At 71.4% G+C, this 16622-nt stretch carries 14 protein-coding genes; 4 read left to right on the top strand and 10 right to left on the bottom strand.

The window, feature by feature from the left end; genetic code table 11:
- The 3 genes from ABZ260_RS28320 to ABZ260_RS28310 all read right to left on the bottom strand — a co-directional run.
- A partial coding sequence (locus tag ABZ260_RS28320; protein WP_355623753.1) for a sigma-70 family RNA polymerase sigma factor occupies positions 1–1293 on the bottom strand: 1293 nt, incomplete at its 3' end.
- A 190-nt stretch (positions 1294–1483) separates the two neighbouring features.
- Complete coding sequence (locus ABZ260_RS28315; protein ID WP_355623750.1) at positions 1484–3265, bottom strand: substrate-binding and VWA domain-containing protein; 1782 nt, start codon at positions 3263–3265, stop codon at positions 1484–1486.
- A 187-nt stretch (positions 3266–3452) separates the two neighbouring features.
- Positions 3453–4079 carry a hypothetical protein gene (locus ABZ260_RS28310; protein ID WP_355623747.1) on the bottom strand — a complete coding sequence of 209 codons (627 nt, stop codon included), beginning with the start codon at positions 4077–4079 and terminating at the stop codon, positions 3453–3455.
- Positions 4080–4243: 164 nt separating this feature from the next.
- On the opposite strand from ABZ260_RS28310, the gene ABZ260_RS28305 reads away from it, so the two are divergent.
- Together ABZ260_RS28305 and ABZ260_RS28300 are read left to right on the top strand one after the other, a co-directional pair.
- Positions 4244–5053 (top strand): DUF4184 family protein, encoded by an 810-nt coding sequence (locus ABZ260_RS28305; protein WP_355623744.1) that lies wholly within the window; start codon positions 4244–4246, stop codon positions 5051–5053.
- Entirely contained in the window at positions 5046–5954 is a 909-nt protein-coding gene (locus tag ABZ260_RS28300; RefSeq protein WP_355623741.1) for an RNA methyltransferase, read from the top strand. The genes ABZ260_RS28305 and ABZ260_RS28300 overlap by 8 nt, the downstream gene beginning before the upstream one ends.
- A 169-nt stretch (positions 5955–6123) precedes the next feature.
- Here the strand turns inward: ABZ260_RS28300 and ABZ260_RS28295 are convergent, their stop codons facing one another.
- From ABZ260_RS28295 to ABZ260_RS28280, 4 genes are all read right to left on the bottom strand, one after another.
- Positions 6124–6876 (bottom strand): hypothetical protein, encoded by a 753-nt coding sequence (locus tag ABZ260_RS28295; RefSeq protein WP_355623739.1) that lies wholly within the window; start codon positions 6874–6876, stop codon positions 6124–6126.
- Between the two features lie 253 nt (positions 6877–7129).
- Positions 7130–7312, bottom strand: a complete 183-nt coding sequence (locus ABZ260_RS28290) for a hypothetical protein (RefSeq protein ID WP_355623736.1) — start codon at positions 7310–7312, stop codon at positions 7130–7132.
- Between the two features lie 387 nt (positions 7313–7699).
- The gene (locus ABZ260_RS28285; protein WP_355623733.1) at positions 7700–8620 is read right to left on the bottom strand and encodes a serine hydrolase; all 921 of its coding nucleotides are present in this window, start codon (positions 8618–8620) and stop codon (positions 7700–7702) included.
- A gap of 139 nt (positions 8621–8759) precedes the next feature.
- Complete coding sequence (locus ABZ260_RS28280; protein ID WP_355623730.1) at positions 8760–9305, bottom strand: VTT domain-containing protein; 546 nt, start codon at positions 9303–9305, stop codon at positions 8760–8762.
- A gap of 156 nt (positions 9306–9461) precedes the next feature.
- Here ABZ260_RS28280 and ABZ260_RS28275 point away from each other — a divergent pair, with 156 nt between their 5' ends.
- Positions 9462–10007 (top strand): hypothetical protein, encoded by a 546-nt coding sequence (locus ABZ260_RS28275; protein ID WP_355623727.1) that lies wholly within the window; start codon positions 9462–9464, stop codon positions 10005–10007.
- 6 nt (positions 10008–10013) lie between these two features.
- Here ABZ260_RS28275 and ABZ260_RS28270 read toward each other — a convergent pair whose 3' ends face one another.
- Genes ABZ260_RS28270 through ABZ260_RS28260 form a run of 3 tightly spaced genes read right to left on the bottom strand, consistent with a single transcriptional unit; the run spans position 10014 to position 15392 of the window.
- Entirely contained in the window at positions 10014–13397 is a 3384-nt protein-coding gene (locus tag ABZ260_RS28270; protein WP_355623724.1) for a BTAD domain-containing putative transcriptional regulator, read from the bottom strand.
- Positions 13398–13438: 41 nt separating this feature from the next.
- Positions 13439–14500 (bottom strand): lysylphosphatidylglycerol synthase transmembrane domain-containing protein, encoded by a 1062-nt coding sequence (locus ABZ260_RS28265; protein ID WP_355623721.1) that lies wholly within the window; start codon positions 14498–14500, stop codon positions 13439–13441.
- A 34-nt stretch (positions 14501–14534) separates the two neighbouring features.
- Complete coding sequence (locus ABZ260_RS28260; protein ID WP_355559657.1) at positions 14535–15392, bottom strand: PIG-L family deacetylase; 858 nt, start codon at positions 15390–15392, stop codon at positions 14535–14537.
- Between the two features lie 35 nt (positions 15393–15427).
- Here ABZ260_RS28260 and ABZ260_RS28255 point away from each other — a divergent pair, with 35 nt between their 5' ends.
- Entirely contained in the window at positions 15428–16552 is a 1125-nt protein-coding gene (locus ABZ260_RS28255; RefSeq protein WP_355623718.1) for a glycosyltransferase family 4 protein, read from the top strand.
- Positions 16553–16622: the final 70 nt, after the last annotated feature.

Genomic DNA, 16622 nt, shown 5'->3' with positions numbered 1-16622 from the left:
GGCGACGTTGGCGGTGAACACGAGGGGGTAGATCGTCGCCAGCGCGAGGAGCGCCATCGGAACGGCGACAACCCACCTGCTCATCGGCTCCGGGCCGGGCTCCAGCGTGATCAGCGCGGGCTCCGTACCCGGTGCGGCCTGGGCGTTCCCCAACGCCCCGCCGGCCAGGTCCTGCCCGCCCACCACGACCACCGCCCCGGTGGCCGCCAGCACGCACACCGCCGCCAGCAGCAGCACGGGCCCCCTGCGCCTCCGCTGCCTCCGCCGCTGCGCCGGCAGCACCTCCGTACGCCGCCCCTCACCATCCGGCGGCGTTGCCGCGCGCCGGGAGCGGGCGCCCACGGCGTTCCCGGTGGGAGACGCCGCCCGCCCGGTCCCACGGCTCCCCTCGTCGCGCGCCCGCCTGCCGGCCGGGTCCTTCCTCCCCGCCCGCCGGCGGCCCGGTGGCCGCTGCCCCTCCGCTGGGAAACCGGTCCTGTCGAAGTGGTCGCCCCGGGCGACGATGGAGGCGCGCTCCTCGCTCAGTTCCGGGTTCAGGCAGGTCTCGATCACCCGGCGGCGCAGCGAGAGCGGCGGGTAGGCCAACGGCACCAGGTCCAGCAGCCGCCCGGCCGAGACATGCCGGTCCCTGCGCTCCACGCATACCTCGCAGCGGCCGATGTGGGCCGAGAGCCGCCTGCGCAGGATCGTGGTGAGGGGGCCCTCCCACGAGTCGACCATCGCCGACAGGTCGGGGCAGTGCGCCCGGCCGACCTTGGCGAGCACCACGGCGGCCGCCGCGTTCTCCAGGTGGTCGCGGGCCCGGCAGAGCCTCGCCGTCACCTGCCTGGAGGTCAGTCCGAGCACCGCGCCGACCTCGCCGCCGCCGAGGTCGTGACGGAGCGAAAGCTCCAGCACCTCGCGTTCCTGCCCGCCCAGCTCCGCCATCGCCTCGTGGACCAGGGCGGCCAGCTCCCGCTCGGCCGGGTCGTCGTGGAGGTCGGGAGGCGGTGCCGTCCCCCGCGGGCCGCCGCGCTGCTCCGCGCCCGCGCATCGGACCCGTACCAGGGCGTACAGCCACGCGCGCAGGCGGCCGGGGTCGCGCAGGCGGTCCACGTGGCCCTGGGCCGTAACCAGGGCGTCGTGTACGGCGCCTGCGGCGTGCTCGCGGTCGCCCAGCAGCGAGTGGGCATAGTCGTGGAGACGCTCGGCATAGGAGTCGTAGAGGCTCGCGGGCGCCGTCGTGTCGGCGCGCCGCAGCGTCTCAACGAGTTGTTGATCGTCGGTTCGGCCGACGGTCGGCCATCCGGGCACGGACATTCCTCCCCGCGGGACGGGCTCGTTCACGGGCTTCACCACTCGCCCGTTCCAGGCCCCACACGCGTAGGACGTCACCTCCCCGCAACCGGTTGACCAGATGGGTCAATATCATGCCGACCTGGTATGACCTGGGGAAATTGGTACGGCTGATGCCAATGTGACACCAGCCGTACGCGATGGAGGGTCAGCAGTTGGGCGCGCAGAGCCGGCGCTTCATGCCCTCCAGGAAGAACTTCCTGACCTCCAGGACGTCCTTGGCGATGTACGCGTCACCGCCGGTCGCCTTGGCCAGGGCGTCCATCTGGCGCTTGCCCTTGGGGGCGTCGGGGCCGAACGCGATGATCAGGACGCTGACCGGCTTCTCCGGGTTGAACTGCTCCCTCAGCCGCTTCAGGATCTGCTGGTTGCTGATCCCCCCGTCCGGGTCGTCGTTGCCCGCCCCGTCGGTGAGGATCAGCACTGTGTTGATCTTGTCGCTCTGGTATTCGTCGGTCATCTGCTGGTAGGCGGCGGCGAGGGTGTCGTTGAGCCCGGTGTCGCCGGTCGCCTTGGCCTGGGCGCCGATCAGCTTCTGGTTGATCACGTCCCTGCGCAGCACGCCGTTCATGTCCTCGGTGAGCGGGCCGACCGGGACCGTCTCGCGGTAGTCGACCCCCTGGCCGTCGAGGTGCGTGGAGAACTCCCACAGTCCCAGCTCGCTCTTGGCGGGAAAGAGCTTCATGCCCTCGACGGCGATCCTGCTGATCGCCTGCATCCGGGTCATGCCGGTGCCCGGCACCGGCAGGGCCATGGTCCCCGAGACGTCCAGCAGGGTGACCAGCCTGGTGCCCAGCTTGATCCGGGACCAGGTCTGCGACATCCTCGCGACGGTCTTGCCGTCGGGCGGCTCGATCGCCTGCGGCGCCTTGGCCTGGAAACCGGCGGAGCCGGAGATCGCCTTTCCGCCCTTGCCGTCCGGGGTGCGGAAGCCCTGATCCTGCAGGGTCTTCCTGGAGGGCTCGCTGGCGAGTTCCTGCTGGAACGCCTCGGCGGCCTTGCGCACGGCGGCGTCCTTGGCGGTGATCACCACCGGGTAGTCGAGGTTGATGGTCCCCTCGGCCGGATAGAGCGGCACGGCGGGAACCTCGGGCTTCTTGACCTTGTTGAACGCCCAGACACCCTGCTCCGAGGCGATGCCCAGCGGGGCCTTGCTGCCCTTGACACCGAGGCTGGACAGCAGCGCGTCCTGGTCGCGGACCGTCGAGGTCGATCCCGACAGGTTCTTGAGCGCGCCGACCAGCTGCTCCTCGCCCGCGCCCGAGGCCGTGGCCACTCCGGCGGCGGCCAGGAGCGCGCCGAGCCCGGCGGCGTTGAGCGAGGGGTCCAGCACCAGCACGCGCACCTTGCGGCCGGGACCGTCGACGTTGGCCACGTTGGCGGCGCTGATCATGCCGCCCCAGCTGGCCTCGCCGAAGCTCTTCTTCAGGTTCGGTATCACCGAACCCGAGGCCACCATGACGATGGGGGAGTGCGCGATGGACGCGCCCGCCTCCGGCACATCCTGGTTCCTCGCCCGCAGGTTCGCCACCCACAGCCCCGAGTCCGGAATCCACAGGTCCATCGGGGCTGCCTTGCCGCCGACCCCGCCCAGGGAGGAGGCCACGGTCGCCGAGGCGCCCTTGGTCACCGCGACGGTGGTGCACCTGCCCTCGACCTCGTGGGCCGCCTTGTTGAAGCGCTCGGCGATCTGGGACAGGGCGGGCTGGATGTCCGGCGAGGCGGTGATCCGCAGCGGCAGCGCGTCACCCGCGCACCCGCGGTCGCGGTTGATGACCACGAACGCGGCCACCCCGAGCAGCACCGCGAGGGCGACGGAACCGGCCAGCGGGACCAGCACCTTGCCGCGTCCCCCACGCCTCCGCCTGGGCTGCGCCTCCCTGTAGGAGCTGTAGCCGTCCTCGAGTTCATCCGTACGGTGACGTCCCACGGTTCCCTCTTCGATGTCGATGTCAGGAGGCTAGCGGGTCACCCTATCGGGAGGTTGTCCGCAATATTCACGGAACTGTACTTGGAACGGTTACTGTGGCAAAACACCCCTTTTGGTGCTGTTATCACCATATGTGTTTACAGTGGCACCCTGCGCTCCGGTGGCCCCCGGTGGGAGAGGTGCGTGGTCAGTGCCGGCAGGAGTGCCCGTGCCATGCCCTGAGTCCCTCCCGCACCGCCACCGCCGCCAGCAGTACCGCCATGGCGGGATCCACCCACCACCACCCGGCGGCGTTCAGTGCCAGTCCGGCCAGCACCCCCGTGGCGAGCAGCGCGCACATCAGGTTCTGCGTCCCCTCGCCGGCGGTCGCCGCCGAGCGCAACCGGATGGCCAGCCGCCGCTTGGCCACCCCCAGAAACGGCATGCCGATCGCGCTGGTCGCCGTCACAGCGATTCCGAGCAGGCTCGGCAGGGGGCGGTGGCCCGCGTCCAGGTCGTGCGCCACATGCAGCACCAGGTAGGGGGCCAGCAGCCAGAAGCTGACCGCCACCGCCTTGCGTGCCCGCTCCTCGGCGTGTGCGGAACCGGTCCTCGAACCGGTGAACCGCCAGACCACGATCAGGCTGGCCGCCGCCTCCACCAGAGCCGACGTGCCCCAGCCGATGAGGGCGACGGAGTGCGCTCCCAGCCCCGCGGCGATGCCGAGCACACTCTCCGCGCCCAGCCAGAGGAGGGTGGCCACGGAGAGCAGGCGGGCCCTGCGGGCGTCGCGCAGCCACTCGACGCTGGGCGCCAGCACAATCTGGTCGGTCACGACAACCCCCGAATCTCCGATCAACGGCGTTCGGTAATCTAGTCGTCACAGAGTGTTGGAATGCCGGGAAGCGGCAAAGCTCCCCAGGGAGCCGGTCTCTCGCCTCCCCGGGCCAAGCCCCGACCGTACGGCGGCGTGCTCGCGCGCTGTGTTCGTGTCACAGGATGGACCTGCCCCAGTGGATCGTCGGAGGGAAACCCGTGCCGTTCACGCCCAGTCATGTGGCCGCGGTGCTGCCGCTGATCTCCTCGGAGCGGATGCGCCGCCTGCTCGATCCCTGGGCGCTCGCCCTGGGGGCCATGGTGCCCGATCTGCCGATCTTCTTCCCGTTCCTGCCCGACTACATGATCTGGCACTCCTACGAGGGCGTCCTCACGATCGACCCGTTCGCCGTCGTCGTGCTGCTGGCGGTCTTCCATCTGGTGCTTCGCGACCCGCTGACCGCACTCCTGCCCCCCGGCCTCGCCGGGCGCGCCGCGGCCCTGACCCCCGGCATGTACGGGGTGCGGCGGCTGCCCGCCGTGATCGCCGGAGGCGCGGTGGGCGCCCTCACCCACAAGCTCTGGGACTCCTTCACCCACTCCTACAGCTCCGCCATGTGGGGCTGGAGCTGGCTGGACACCCGGGTGGCGGACGTGCTTCCGCTGTTCCGCCTGCTGCAGTACACCTCCACGGTGGTCGGCCTGGCGGTCGTGCTCTGGTGGGCCTGGCGCGGCCTGTCCAGGATGGAGCCCCGGCCGGTCCCCGAGCGGCTGATCATCCCCGCCCGCGGGCGGATGGCCGTGTTCCTGGCCACCGCCCTGTCCGTCCTGCTGGGCGCGATCGCCTGGCCCATCGCCTTCCCGCCACATGGCATGGCCGAACTCGTGACGAGGCTGGGCGCGGGAGTGGTCGTCGGCTGCTCCGCCATGCTCCTCGTCCACGCGTTGATATGGCAGCTCAGGCGGGTCATGGCAGTATTCGAGGGTGCCTGAAGCCATCGACCCCCACCTGGCCGACCAGTTGGCCGACTACGCCGATCTGCGTGACGTCGAGCTGCGCAAGAGCCTGGAGGCCGAGCACGGCCTCTTCATAGCCGAGGGGGAGAAGGTCATCCGACGCGCCGTCGCGGCGGGCTACCCCGTGCGCTCCGTGCTGCTCACCCCCCGCTGGGCCGAGCCCCTCGCCGACCTCCTCGACACCCTCGAAGGCCGGGTCCACATCGTGGACGACGCCGTCATGGAGGGTGTCACCGGCTTCCAGGTCCACCGAGGCGCCCTCGCCGCGATGGAACGTCTCCCCCTGCCGGCTACCGGAGAGGTCCTGTCCGGCCGCGCCTCCTCCCCGGAGAGAGGGGCCCCGGAGCGGGGCGCCGGTCGTGATCCCGGACGGCTGCCCGGCGCCCGGCCCCGGCGCATCCTGGTCCTGGAGGACCTGGTCGATCACGGGAACGTCGGCGCGATCTTCCGGTGTGCCGCCGCCCTCGGGGTCGACGCGATCGTCCTCTCGCCGCGTTGCGCCGACCCTCTCTACCGGAGAGCGGTCAAGGTGTCGATGGGCGCTGTTTTCGCGATCCCCTACGCCCGCATGGACAACTGGTACGAAGGACTGGAGGAGATCCGGGCGGCGGGATACCGGATGCTGGCGTTGACCCCGGATCAGGGCGCCACACCCATGGACACCGCCGAGATGAGTGACCGGGTGGCGTTGCTGCTCGGGTCGGAGGGGGACGGGCTGTCCTCGCGCTGGTTGCGGGAGGCCGACGAGCGGGTGTGCATCCCGATGAGCTCCACCGCGATGGCCGCGGGCGTGGACTCGCTCAACGTGGTGGCCGCCGCCGCGATCGCGTGTCACGGGTTGATGCGCGGTGCCTCCGCGGGAGAGGCGCGAGGGTAGTGGAAGCCGCCCCGCATCGCCGACCTCACCGTACGGGCTCGGCGGTCCCCGGTCATGGCCAGGGGTCTTCCTGGCCGGGCCCACGGTGAGGAGCAGCGGCCTCGTAGGCATTCGGCGTCGGTACATCCGCTCCTTTCCGGCCTGAGGTCGCCCGCGCGGCGGTCGTGGCTCAGCCTCCCGCCCCGGGAGCCGCCCACGGTGTGGGCAGCGCCGTAGGAGGGGGCGGCGGGGTGGCGTAGGTCTCCTCGGTGACCGAGGAGACCTCCTGGATGATGACGGTGTTGCGGGTGTTGTGCACCTTGAAGGAGTCATCGAGGGGGTTGCCCCCCTTGCAGGTCATGATGAGGTACCCGGGCTTGGAGAAGGTGTACGCGTAATGGACCTCCAGGAGCGTCCAGTCCTCGTCCGTGTAACCGGCCGCGAAGGAGCCACCCAGATCGGTGTGGGGTTGGGCGGTGAGGATGGTGCACTCGGCGAAGTAGACCTTTCGGGTCTGGGTGACCTCGGCCGCGAACTTCAGCTGGGCGTCGATCACATACGATCCCGCGGCCATCGGGAGCCAGAGCACGTTCGTCTCGCGATAGTTTTTGAGCTCCGGTCCACTGGTGATGTTCAGGTATCTCGTCCGCCCGCCGAGCGCGGGGCCTGGGGCGCCCTGGGGGCCAGCCGGTCCCTGCCGGTTCCAGGTGAGCGGCTGTTCTCCCGCCAGGCACGAGCCCGAGGGCAGGGGGCTGGGCGTGGCCGAACCCACCGTCTCCGGGCCCGAGGCGCTCTGCACGGGGATCCTGACGGAGCCCCTGGCGTTGACGCAGGCGGTGATCGTCGCGTCGTCGGCGGCCACGTTGGCGATCGCCATCCCCGAACCACCGACGAGCAACCCGGCCAGCACGCCGACCGCCAGCGTGCCCTTTTTCCCGCTCATGGCTCTCCTGTTCAGGCGACACCACGTCGCCGCTGGCAGGAACCTTGCAAGACAGGCTTGGTGTTCTCTTGGAAACGACCACATCCGATGAGTCCCACCGCGATGGCCGCGGGCGTGGACTCGCTCAACGTGGTGGCCGTCGCCGCGATCGCGTGTCACGGGTTGACGCGCGGTGCCTCCGCGGGAGAGGCGCGAGGGTAGTGGAAGCCGCCCCGCACCGCCGACCTCACCGTGCGGGCTCGGCGACCCCTGGTCATGGCCAGGGGTCTTCCTCGCCGGGTTCACGGAGAGAAGCCGCGGGCTCGGCTTTCTGGGGGGTGGGAAGCCGGATCTCCGACGTCATGTCCAGGGTGACGGCGGTGGTGGCGGCCAGGGTCGCGATGAAGACGGTCCACAGGAAGGGCGACCAGCCTGGGAAGGCGTGGCTGTTTCGCATGAGCTGAACGGACCACGCGGCTATCTCCGAGATAACGCCGAGAGCGATCGCGCCCGGAGAGGCGGTGCCCGAGAAGGCCGTCTGCTGATCAGGTGACTTACTTAGGGGGTAATTGTGGCAGTATTTAATTTGGTGTGGTTTTGTCGCATTCTTGTCGGCGATCCTCTTCCGGCTTCACCGCCACGGACCTCCCGCCGGCCGAGGTGGCGAGGTAGACCCGGCCCATGCCCCCTTCTCCCGGCAGCCGGACGATTCTGAATGGTCCGATGGCCGCGGTCTCGTCATCCCCGAGAAAGGTCATTGCCGGATGTTGCCGATACGCATGCGTTTCGTCAGGTCGACGATGCTCCAGGGGGCGGCCGGGCAGGTGCGGTTCGTACCGCCTGATCACAGCTCGGGCGGCGTCTGCTCGCTCGCCCAGTCCAGGAGTCGCGTCGCGGTCTGGAAGCGCCGGTCGGCGCTGGACTCGCCGAGGATGACGCCGATGAGGCGGTGGCCGTCGCGGTCGGCGGCGAACGACAGGCAGTATCCGGCGGCGCTGGTGTAGCCGGTCTTGAGGCCCAGGACCCCGGGCGTCTTGCCGAGCAGCTTGTTGGAGTTGGTCCAGGAGTGCGCCCGATGGACCTTGGACTTGGCCACCACGTGGCGCCTGCTGGAGGCGATGGTCCGCAGCACCGGGTCGCGCAGCGCGATGTCGGCCAGCTTCGCCTGGTCCAGGGCCGTGGAATGGCCGGGGGCGGGCCTGGGCAGGCCGTCGGCACTGGCGTAGGCGGTGTCGACCAGGCCCATGGAGCGGGCGGTGGCGTTCATCTTCGCCACGAACCTCGCGTTGCCCGGCCCGTAGACACGGGCCAGGGCGTGGGAGGCGTCCGCGGCCGAGGGGAGCATGACCGCGTAAAGCAGGTCCCTGACGGTCAACCGCTCCCCGGCGCGCAGGGAGGCGTGGGTCGCGCCGTTCGAGGCCGCGTGCCGCACGTCCGCCGCCTGAATCGTGACGGTGTCGTCCAGCCTCGCCTCCCTGAGCACGACGTACGCCGTCATGACCTTGGTCAGGCTGGCCACCGGCATCCGCTTGCCGGCCTGCTTGCTCAGGTGGACCGCTCCGGTGCCCGTGTCGTACAGGTACGCGGCCCGTCCCGGCACCGAGGGCACGGAGGCACGCCCTTGCCAGGCGGGCGCGGTGCCTCCGGTGATCAGGGCGGATACCGAGGGGCCGGTGGCCAGGGCCGGCGTCGGAGACGAGGTGACCAGGGTGGCCGTGGCGACCAGCGCCGCGCGGGTGATGAGGCGGATTCCCCCGTGATGCATGCGAGCCATGCTGGCAGAGGCCACCGTCGATATGCGGAAGTTGGCTGTTTGGCTATGGAAAAGTTGACATCGGCGTCGGGTGGGCGAGACCGGGAGAGGCGGCTCTCGGGTGCCGCGCGCCAAACGGCCCGGGGGAGGGTCAGGGAGCGGCGACCTGGCTGTCCGCCTCGCTGCGGGCGACTCGGCGCCGGCGCCGGCGGACGAACCAGGCGATCACCGCGACCGCTGCCACCGCCACCAGGCCCGCCAGGAGCGGCGACCGCACGACCAGCTCCAGCCAGCCCCAGATCACCGAGTACAGGCCGAAGGACGTCACCGGCACCCAGGTCAGGCAGCCGAGCGCGCTGGCCACGACGTACCAGGGATAGGAGATCCGCAGCACCCCGGCCACCCAGGGCAGCGTGTGGCGCAGCCCGGGCACCCAGAAGCAGGCGTAGACGGCGAGCGCGCCCCACTTCCTGACGACCTTCTCGACCCGCAGGATGTTCTCCTGGCCGATCTTGGTGCCCAGCCGGGAGGTGTAGAGCCTGGAGCCCAGGACGTGGCCGACCCAGTAGTAGACCTGGAACGCGCCGAACAGGGCCACGCCGCCGACGATCACCCAGAGCCACAGGGGCATGCCCAGGAAGGACGCGGAAGTCGGGTCAGGGATACCCGCCACAACAGATCGCACTCTGAACGTCACCGCCACGGTTGTTCCGCCTGCTTGACTCGATATTAGGGCAGGCTTACCTCATCCGTTATGGCGGAGCCCCCTCAGGCACACAGACTGCAAGCGGACGTCAACTCCAGAGCAACCACCCTGGCATACACCTGGGAGTAACAAAGGAAGGTGTCTGTGATGGGTTCGCGTAGCAGTGTGGCGCCGGTGGTGGCGAGTGGAACCGCGAGTGTCGCCAAGCTGCTCGTCGCCACCCTTGCCTTTACCGGAGCCTACCTGGGGGTGGAGACCGCGTACGGCACCGGTGCCCGGACCCCGGCCGGTACGGAGAGCACGGCCGGTACGGCGACGCGGGCACCGGTGCGGACCGTGGTGCTCTCCTCGCAGTCGGTGCCGGCCACCACGGAGCAGGCCCCGGTGGCCGGTGAGGTCACCGTCAGCGAGCTCGACGCGTTCGGTCCCTGCGACAGGCCCTACCGGGTCCAGGGCGTGGTCGGCAACGACGACCCCCGGGCCGCCGTCTCCTACGGCTGGCGCCTGGAGCGCTGGAGCTCGAAGACCCACCGCTGGTACGCCTACCTGGGCACCAGCTCCGGCTTCACCGGCGAGACGCAGACCGTCGAGTGGCAGCCCAGGATCGTCAACAACCCCGGCTGGTACCGCGTCGTGCTCTCGGTCTCCGGCGACGCCCCGCTGCGCAGCGAGAAGTTCAGGGTCGCCTGCTGAGTCGTGTCAGCCGCCGAGGGAGCGCTGCGCCGCCTCCACCCACCGGCTCACGCCGACCCGCTCGGCCACCGCGAGGGCGTTCTCGTAGTGCGGCCGCACCGCGTCGGTGAAGCCCAGCCGCAGCGCCAGGTCGCCCAGGGTCAGGGCGACCGGCCAGAGTGCCACCACGCCGGTGCCGGCGCCCGCGATCCGGTCGGCGAACGGCTTCAGCGTGTCGTACGCCTCGATCATCCGCTCCCGGTCGTCCAGCAGCATGCCCGCCAGGGCCCGCCAGATCATCGCCAGCTCGTAGAGGAAGTCCGGGCGCACCGGCGTCTTCACCGCGATGACGGCCCTCGCGTCGCGATGGTGGCCCGCGGAGGCGAGGGCCACCGCGTAGGCGTCGAGTGTCCATTTGGCCCCGCGCTGGTGCGCCTCGGCCAGCGGCTCGACCATCTCGGCGGCCTGCCCGTTGACCAGGTTCAGGCAGAACGTGGTGATCAGCGGCAGGTCCTGGCGGCCCTCCAGCATGCCGGCCCTGGCGGTCAGCCGGGCGGCGTCGCGGTAGGCGCGCTCCGCCCCGGCGAAGTCACCGGCGATCATCAGGCGCTGCCCGGCGTACCAGGCGACCACGGCGGCCGGCGCGGGCAGGCCGTACTGCCTGGCCAGCTTCTCGGTGGCGGCCACGTGCGCGTCGGCCTCGGCGAACGCGCCCGAGGCGGCCGCGCACTCCATCAGCACGAGGTGGGCCAGTGCCTGCACCGAGATCTGCCCGGTCGTCCTGCCGACCTCCAGCAGTTCCCTGCCGATGACCTCGCGCTCGCCCACCGGCGTGATGCCGTACGACTGGCGCAGCCGCCCGCTCAGCGCGGTCGCGAGCAGGGCGGGGTCGCCGGACCGCCTGGCCAGTTCCTCGGCCTCCAGCGAGGCCTGCTCGCCCCGGGGAGTGGCCGACCCCTCCAGCTCCAGGGCGAGCGTGGCCAGCAGGCTCGCCCGCAGCGACTGCTCACCGGCGGGCAACTCGACCAGCGCCTGCTCGGCGACGTCGACGATCTCCCAGGCGGTACGGGTGAAGTCGCGGGCCATGCCCTTGTGCGGCACCGCCAGCGAGGCGGCCACCCGGGCGGTGAGCTCCAGGTTGCCCAGCGGCAGTGCGGCGTCCATCGCCTCACGCCGCCGCCTGCGGGCCGCGGCCATGTCGCCGCAGAGCGCCAATGCCTTGATCAGCCGCAGGGTCAGCAGCAGGCGCTCCCTGGTGCTGTCGGGGGTGTGGGTGATGCCCGACCTGTCGAAGGCGGCGATGGCCTGCTCCCACAGGGTGGCGGCCTCGCGGTGGGCGAATCGGCGCTCGGCCTGCTCGGCGGCGAGCTGGGCGTAGTGCACCGCCTTGATGGCGGTCTCGCTGGTGCCCGCCGAGTCGTAGTGGTGGGCCAGCGCGGCCACGTCACCGGGATTCCTGCGCTCGATCACCGCGGCCACCGCGGCGTGCATCCGGGAGCGGCGCAGGCGGGAGGCGTCGGAGTAGAGCGTGTCGCGGACCAGGTCGTGGTCGAATCGGAGCATGCCGGGGCCCGGTTCGGTGACCAGCCCGGCGAGCAGCGCCGCCTCCACCGCGTCGACCACGGCGTCCTCGTCGCCGGAGACGTCGACCAGCACGTCCACGTCGACATCGCGGCCGATCACCGCGGCCTGCAGCAGGATCTGCTGGGCGGCCGCGGGCAGCCGGGAGATCCGCCTCCGCAGCACGTCACGGACACCCGACGGCACTCCGGAGATCACTTCGGCGGCCGTCGCGCGGTCGCTCACCGCTTCGGCGTCGAGCAGGCGCACCGTCTCGCGGACGAAGAAGGGGTTGCCGCCGGTGCGCTCGACGATGCTGTTGACCGCGTCCTCGTCGACCTCGCGCACGCAGGTCGCCCGGACCAGCTCGGCCACCGCCTTGGTGTCGAGCCCGGTGAGACCGACCCGGACGGGACCGAGCCTGGCCAGCGCGGCCAGCACGTCGGCCTGCTGGTCACTCAGCTCGCTGTCGCGGCAGGTCACCACCAGCAGCACCCGGCTGGTGGCCAGCAGGCTCGGCAGCGCGCGGAGCAGCGCCAGCGTCTGGTCGTCGGCCCAGTGCAGGTCCTCCAGGGTCAGCAGGATCGGCGTCTCCTTGGCGACGGCGGCGAGGTAGCCGCCCACCGCCCGGTGCAGCCGGAATCCGCCGGAGGCCTGGTCGTCGTCGGGCTCGGGGGCCGCGTCGTCCAGCAGCGGGGCCAGCAGCGCGGCGTACTCGCCCGGACCGGCCGCGCTCACCAGGGTGCGCAGGATCTCGACCCAGGCCCAGCCAGGGGGGGTGGCACTGCTGTCGGGGCAGGCCCCGGAGGAGATGCCCCACCCGTCGTCGGACAGCCGCCTGTTGAGCTGGCGGACCAGGGTGGTCTTGCCCGCGCCCGCGTCACCGCTGATGATCGCGACCGTGAAACGGCCGGTCCTGGCCGCGGCGGTGGTCAGCCTGCTCAGCTCCGCGTCGCGGCCGACGAACGGCTCGGGCTCCAGCGGGGGAAGCTCCACCTGGGCCACCGTGGGCCGGGGCGGCCAGGTGTCGGCGGTCACCTGCTGGCGCTGCCTGCCCGGCGGGGGGGCGGCGAGCTGCAGGCCCGGGTCCTGGGACAGGATGTCGGACTCCAGCTTGCGCAGCGCCGGGCCGGGGTCGATCCCGAGCTCCTCGGAGAGGATCGTGCGCGCCCTGCGCAGCGCCGCCAGCGCTTCGCCCTGCCGTCCGCAGCGGTACAGGCCCAGGGCCAGCAGCCGCCAGCCCTCCTCACGGAGCGGGTGCTCGGTGGTCAGCGCCTCCAGGTCGGGCACCGCCTCCGCGGGCATGCCCATCCGCAGGCCGCTGTCGGCGTGCCGCTCACGGGCCACCAGACGCAGCTCGGCGAGCCGGTTGACCTCGGCCTCGGCCCACGGCTGGTCGGCGAAGTCGGAGTACGGGGTGCCGCGCCACAGACCCAGGGCCTTCTCCAGGCGGGGCCGCGCGGAGGCGGGGTCGTCGCTCTCCAGGTGCTCTCCGGCGGTGCGGACCAGCGTCTCGAAGCGGAGCGCGTCGACCTGCTCGGGGGCGGCGCGCAGCGCGTAGCCCGAGGCCACGGTCACCAGCAGCCGGTTGGGACCTCCGCGTGGCCGGCCGGGCTCCAGCACCCTGCGCAGTCGGGAGATGTAGACCTGAAGGCCCGACTGCGCGCCCTTGGCCGCGTCGTCGTCCCACAGGTCGTACAGCAGGGAGTCGACGGGAACGACCTGCCCGCGCGCGACGAGCAGGCGCGCCAGGACCGCACGTTGCCGGAGCCCGCCCAGGTCGAGCTGGTCCTCACCGGAATGCGCCTCGACCGGGCCGAGAACTCGGAACGCCACCATGTCAGCCGCCACGCTATGTGGGCCTTCCAATCGCACACAAGGTATTTCCCAATCTAGCGGCCGATCGACTCCTTTTCAGGGGTCGGTGTGGCGTTCTCACGCCGGCGCAGGAACGACCACGCGCCGAGCGCCAGTCCACCGAAGGGGATTTCGACAGTGTAGGTCCAGAACCCGAAAAGCAGTGCGGCGGCGGTGGCGGAGTCCAGCGGCGCACCGAAGAAGACCAGCGCGCCGATGGTTCCCGCCTCCATTATTCCCGTACCGCTGGGGGTCACCAAAGCCGTGGTCAGCACCCGGGAGAGGGCGAAGGCGGCGATCGACTGGGCCAGACCCGGGTAGGCGCCGGTCGCGTGCAGGCAGACGACCAGGATCAGCCACTGGAGACCGAGGAAGAAGATCATAGCCAGGGTCAGCCCGGCCCAGCGGTTCCGCACGATCTCGGAGGTGTCGGCCCGCAGCTTGGCCAGCGCCTCGGAGGCGGCATGGCGGCCGGGACGGATCCGGGGTGGGAGCAGGCGGGCGAGGGCGTCGAGGACCCGGCCCAGGACGCCCGCGGCACGGTCCCAGTAGAGCGCGGCGGTCACCACGGCGACCATCGCCAGGATGGACGTCGCGCCCGCCCAGCCGGCACTGGTCACCGCGGGGCTGAGCGGCTGCCCGCTGAACAGCAGGGCCACGATTCCCACCGCGGGCAGCAGGAACCGGAACAGGGTGTTCCAGATGCCGCTGGTCAGCGTGGAGACCATGACGGCCCGGACGGGAAAGCCCCAGCCCTTGGTCATCGCGAACGTCATCGCCACCCCGGCCGCGCCGCCGAAGGGGAGCAGGTTGCTCACCGCGCTGCCGCCCGCGTTCAACGTCAGGGCCTGCAGGTGGGTCAGGCCGGGCAGGGAGGCGGTCAGTACGAACGTGTAGGCCAGCAGGCTGAGCAGCCAGACGCCGGCCATCAGCGCGACCTCTCCGGGACCCAGCCCGGCGAACTGGGCGCCGATCTGTGACCAGGAGACGTGCTTGCCCGTCATGGCCGCCACTATCTGGGGCAGGAAGATCACAAGTGTGGCGGCCAGCGCCAGCGACGCGACCGACAACCCAACCTGGAGCAATCTGCTCTTCACGTAACACCCCCGCCCCAGTGTGCCGCTTCCGGACTCATCCTCGGGGAGGAATTTCGAACGGGTGCCTCAGGCGGGAGCCCAGGGGGACGTCCCGCCTGACGTACCACTCGGTGCCGAAGACCAGCCGGTAGAGGGGTTGGGGGATCTTGAGCATGACTCCGAGCGTGCGGGTGTCGGCGCCGGTGGCCTGGGAGGCGTGGGCGGCCATGCTCGCCCGTTTTTGGCGGGCGAAGCGCCGCACGCCGACCCGGTGGGTGATCACCTCGCCGGGGGAGTAGGCCCGCTCGAAGGCACGGATGTCGAGCTGCGGGTAGAACCTCCGGACGAGCCGCAGTCCCCGCAGCAGGGGGTCACGGTTGACCGTGGCCTCCAGCACGATCGGGGTTTTCGCGATCTCGGCGGCCCGGCCGCCGACCCGGTGCACCTGGACGTGGTCGGGGTGCCCGTAGCCCCCCGCCGGATCGTAGGTCGTCAGCAGGTCGGCCTTCTCCTCGGTGAGGATGGCGGCCAGCCGCCGGGCGGCCTCCTCCGTGTCGGCGTCGATGAAGGCGTTGTCCGGCCTGTCGTCGGCGATCCCGCCGCCGGGAGCCAGCCCGGAGTCCCCGTAGCCGAGGTTCACCACCCGGGCGCAGCCGAGCGCGGCCGCCGACGCGTACAGCTCGGCCATCCGGGCGGCGCCCAGTGCCTCACCGGGTTCGAGGTCGGCCTGGCCTCGCTCACCCGAGGTCGCCACGACGAGCACCACCCGGTGTCCCTCGGCGGCGAGCATCGCCATGGTGCCCGCGGTCAGCAGGGCCTCGTCGTCGGGATGGGCATGAAAGAACACCGCTGTCTTGACGTTGCTGATCAGGCTGACTCCGTTCGCGAGGGCTGGATGTGCCCTCGGGGGCACGCAGGCATGATCTCACGCGGGTCTACGCTGGCATCGTGAGGATCCTCCACATCAGTGACTGTTACCTGCCGCGCCTGGGTGGGATCGAGGTGCAGGTCGCCGATCTGATCCGGATGCAGCGGGAGGCCGGTCACCATGTCGAGGTGGCGACCGCCACCCCGGGGGAGCCCCTTCCCGGAGTGCACAGGATCGTCGCGGGACTCCCCTTCGACCTGCCGGTCCACCCGTTCGGGGTGGGACACCTGCTCCGTCTGGTGAAAGCGCGGCGCCCCGAGGTGGTGCACGTGCACACCGGCGCGGTCTCGCCGTTCGCCTGGATGGGCGTGCGGGCGGCGACGCGGGCGGGGCTGCCCCTGGTCGTCACGGTGCACAGCATGTGGGACCCGGTCACCAGGGCGATCTACCGAGGGCTGCGGCTGCTGTTCGGATGGCACCGCTGGGGGCTGGTGGGCACCGCGGTGAGCGAGGCGGCCGCCCTGCCGATCCGTGCGGTGGCCGGTCCCGGCGTGCCGGTGCACGTGGTCTCCAACGGCCTGGACGTCTCCGGCTGGCGCGCCGTACCCCCTGCGGTGGAGCCCGTTTCTGTGGATTCCGTACGGTCCGACCCGGTGCATGTCGTCGCGGTGGGGCGGCTGGCGCCCCGCAAGCAGCCGGTCCGGCTGCTGCGGCTCCTGCGGGAGGCCCGTGCCCTGGTGCCTCGGGAGACGCCGATGCGGGCCACGATCGTCGGGGACGGCCCGGCCCGATCGCGGATGGAGCGCTATCTGAGGGCCAACGGGATGACCGGCTGGGTCTCGCTTCCCGGCCGCTACAGCCGCGACCAGATCCGCGAGCTGCTCGCCGCGACGGACGTGTTCGTCGCTCCCGCGCCCCGCGAGTCCTTCGGGCTGGCGGCGCTGGAGGCCAGGTCGGCGGGGGTGCCGGTGGTGGCGCGCGCGCAGAGCGGGGTGGCCGACTTCGTCCGGCAGGGCAAGGAGGGGTTGCTCGGGCGGAGCTTCGACGACCTGGTCGCGTCGGTGGCCAAGCTGGTGCGCGACCGTGAGCTGCGCCAGGCGATCGCGGCGAACAACCGGGAGACCGAGCCCGTCCGCAGTTCCTGGCCCACGGTGCTCGAAGGCTTCGAACGCTGCTACGAGCAGGCCCGCGCCCGCGGGGCCTGACGGGTCCGGCCCGGTGCGGGCGGGGGAGAGCCGATCCGCTGCCCCCCGGCCAGTCGGCCAAGCTCAAGGC

This window comes from Streptosporangium sp. NPDC006013, assembly GCF_040614275.1.
Classification (GTDB): domain Bacteria; phylum Actinomycetota; class Actinomycetes; order Streptosporangiales; family Streptosporangiaceae; genus Streptosporangium.
The sequence above is the reverse complement of the archived record's forward strand: the minus strand, read 5'-3'. Positions and strand labels throughout refer to the sequence as shown.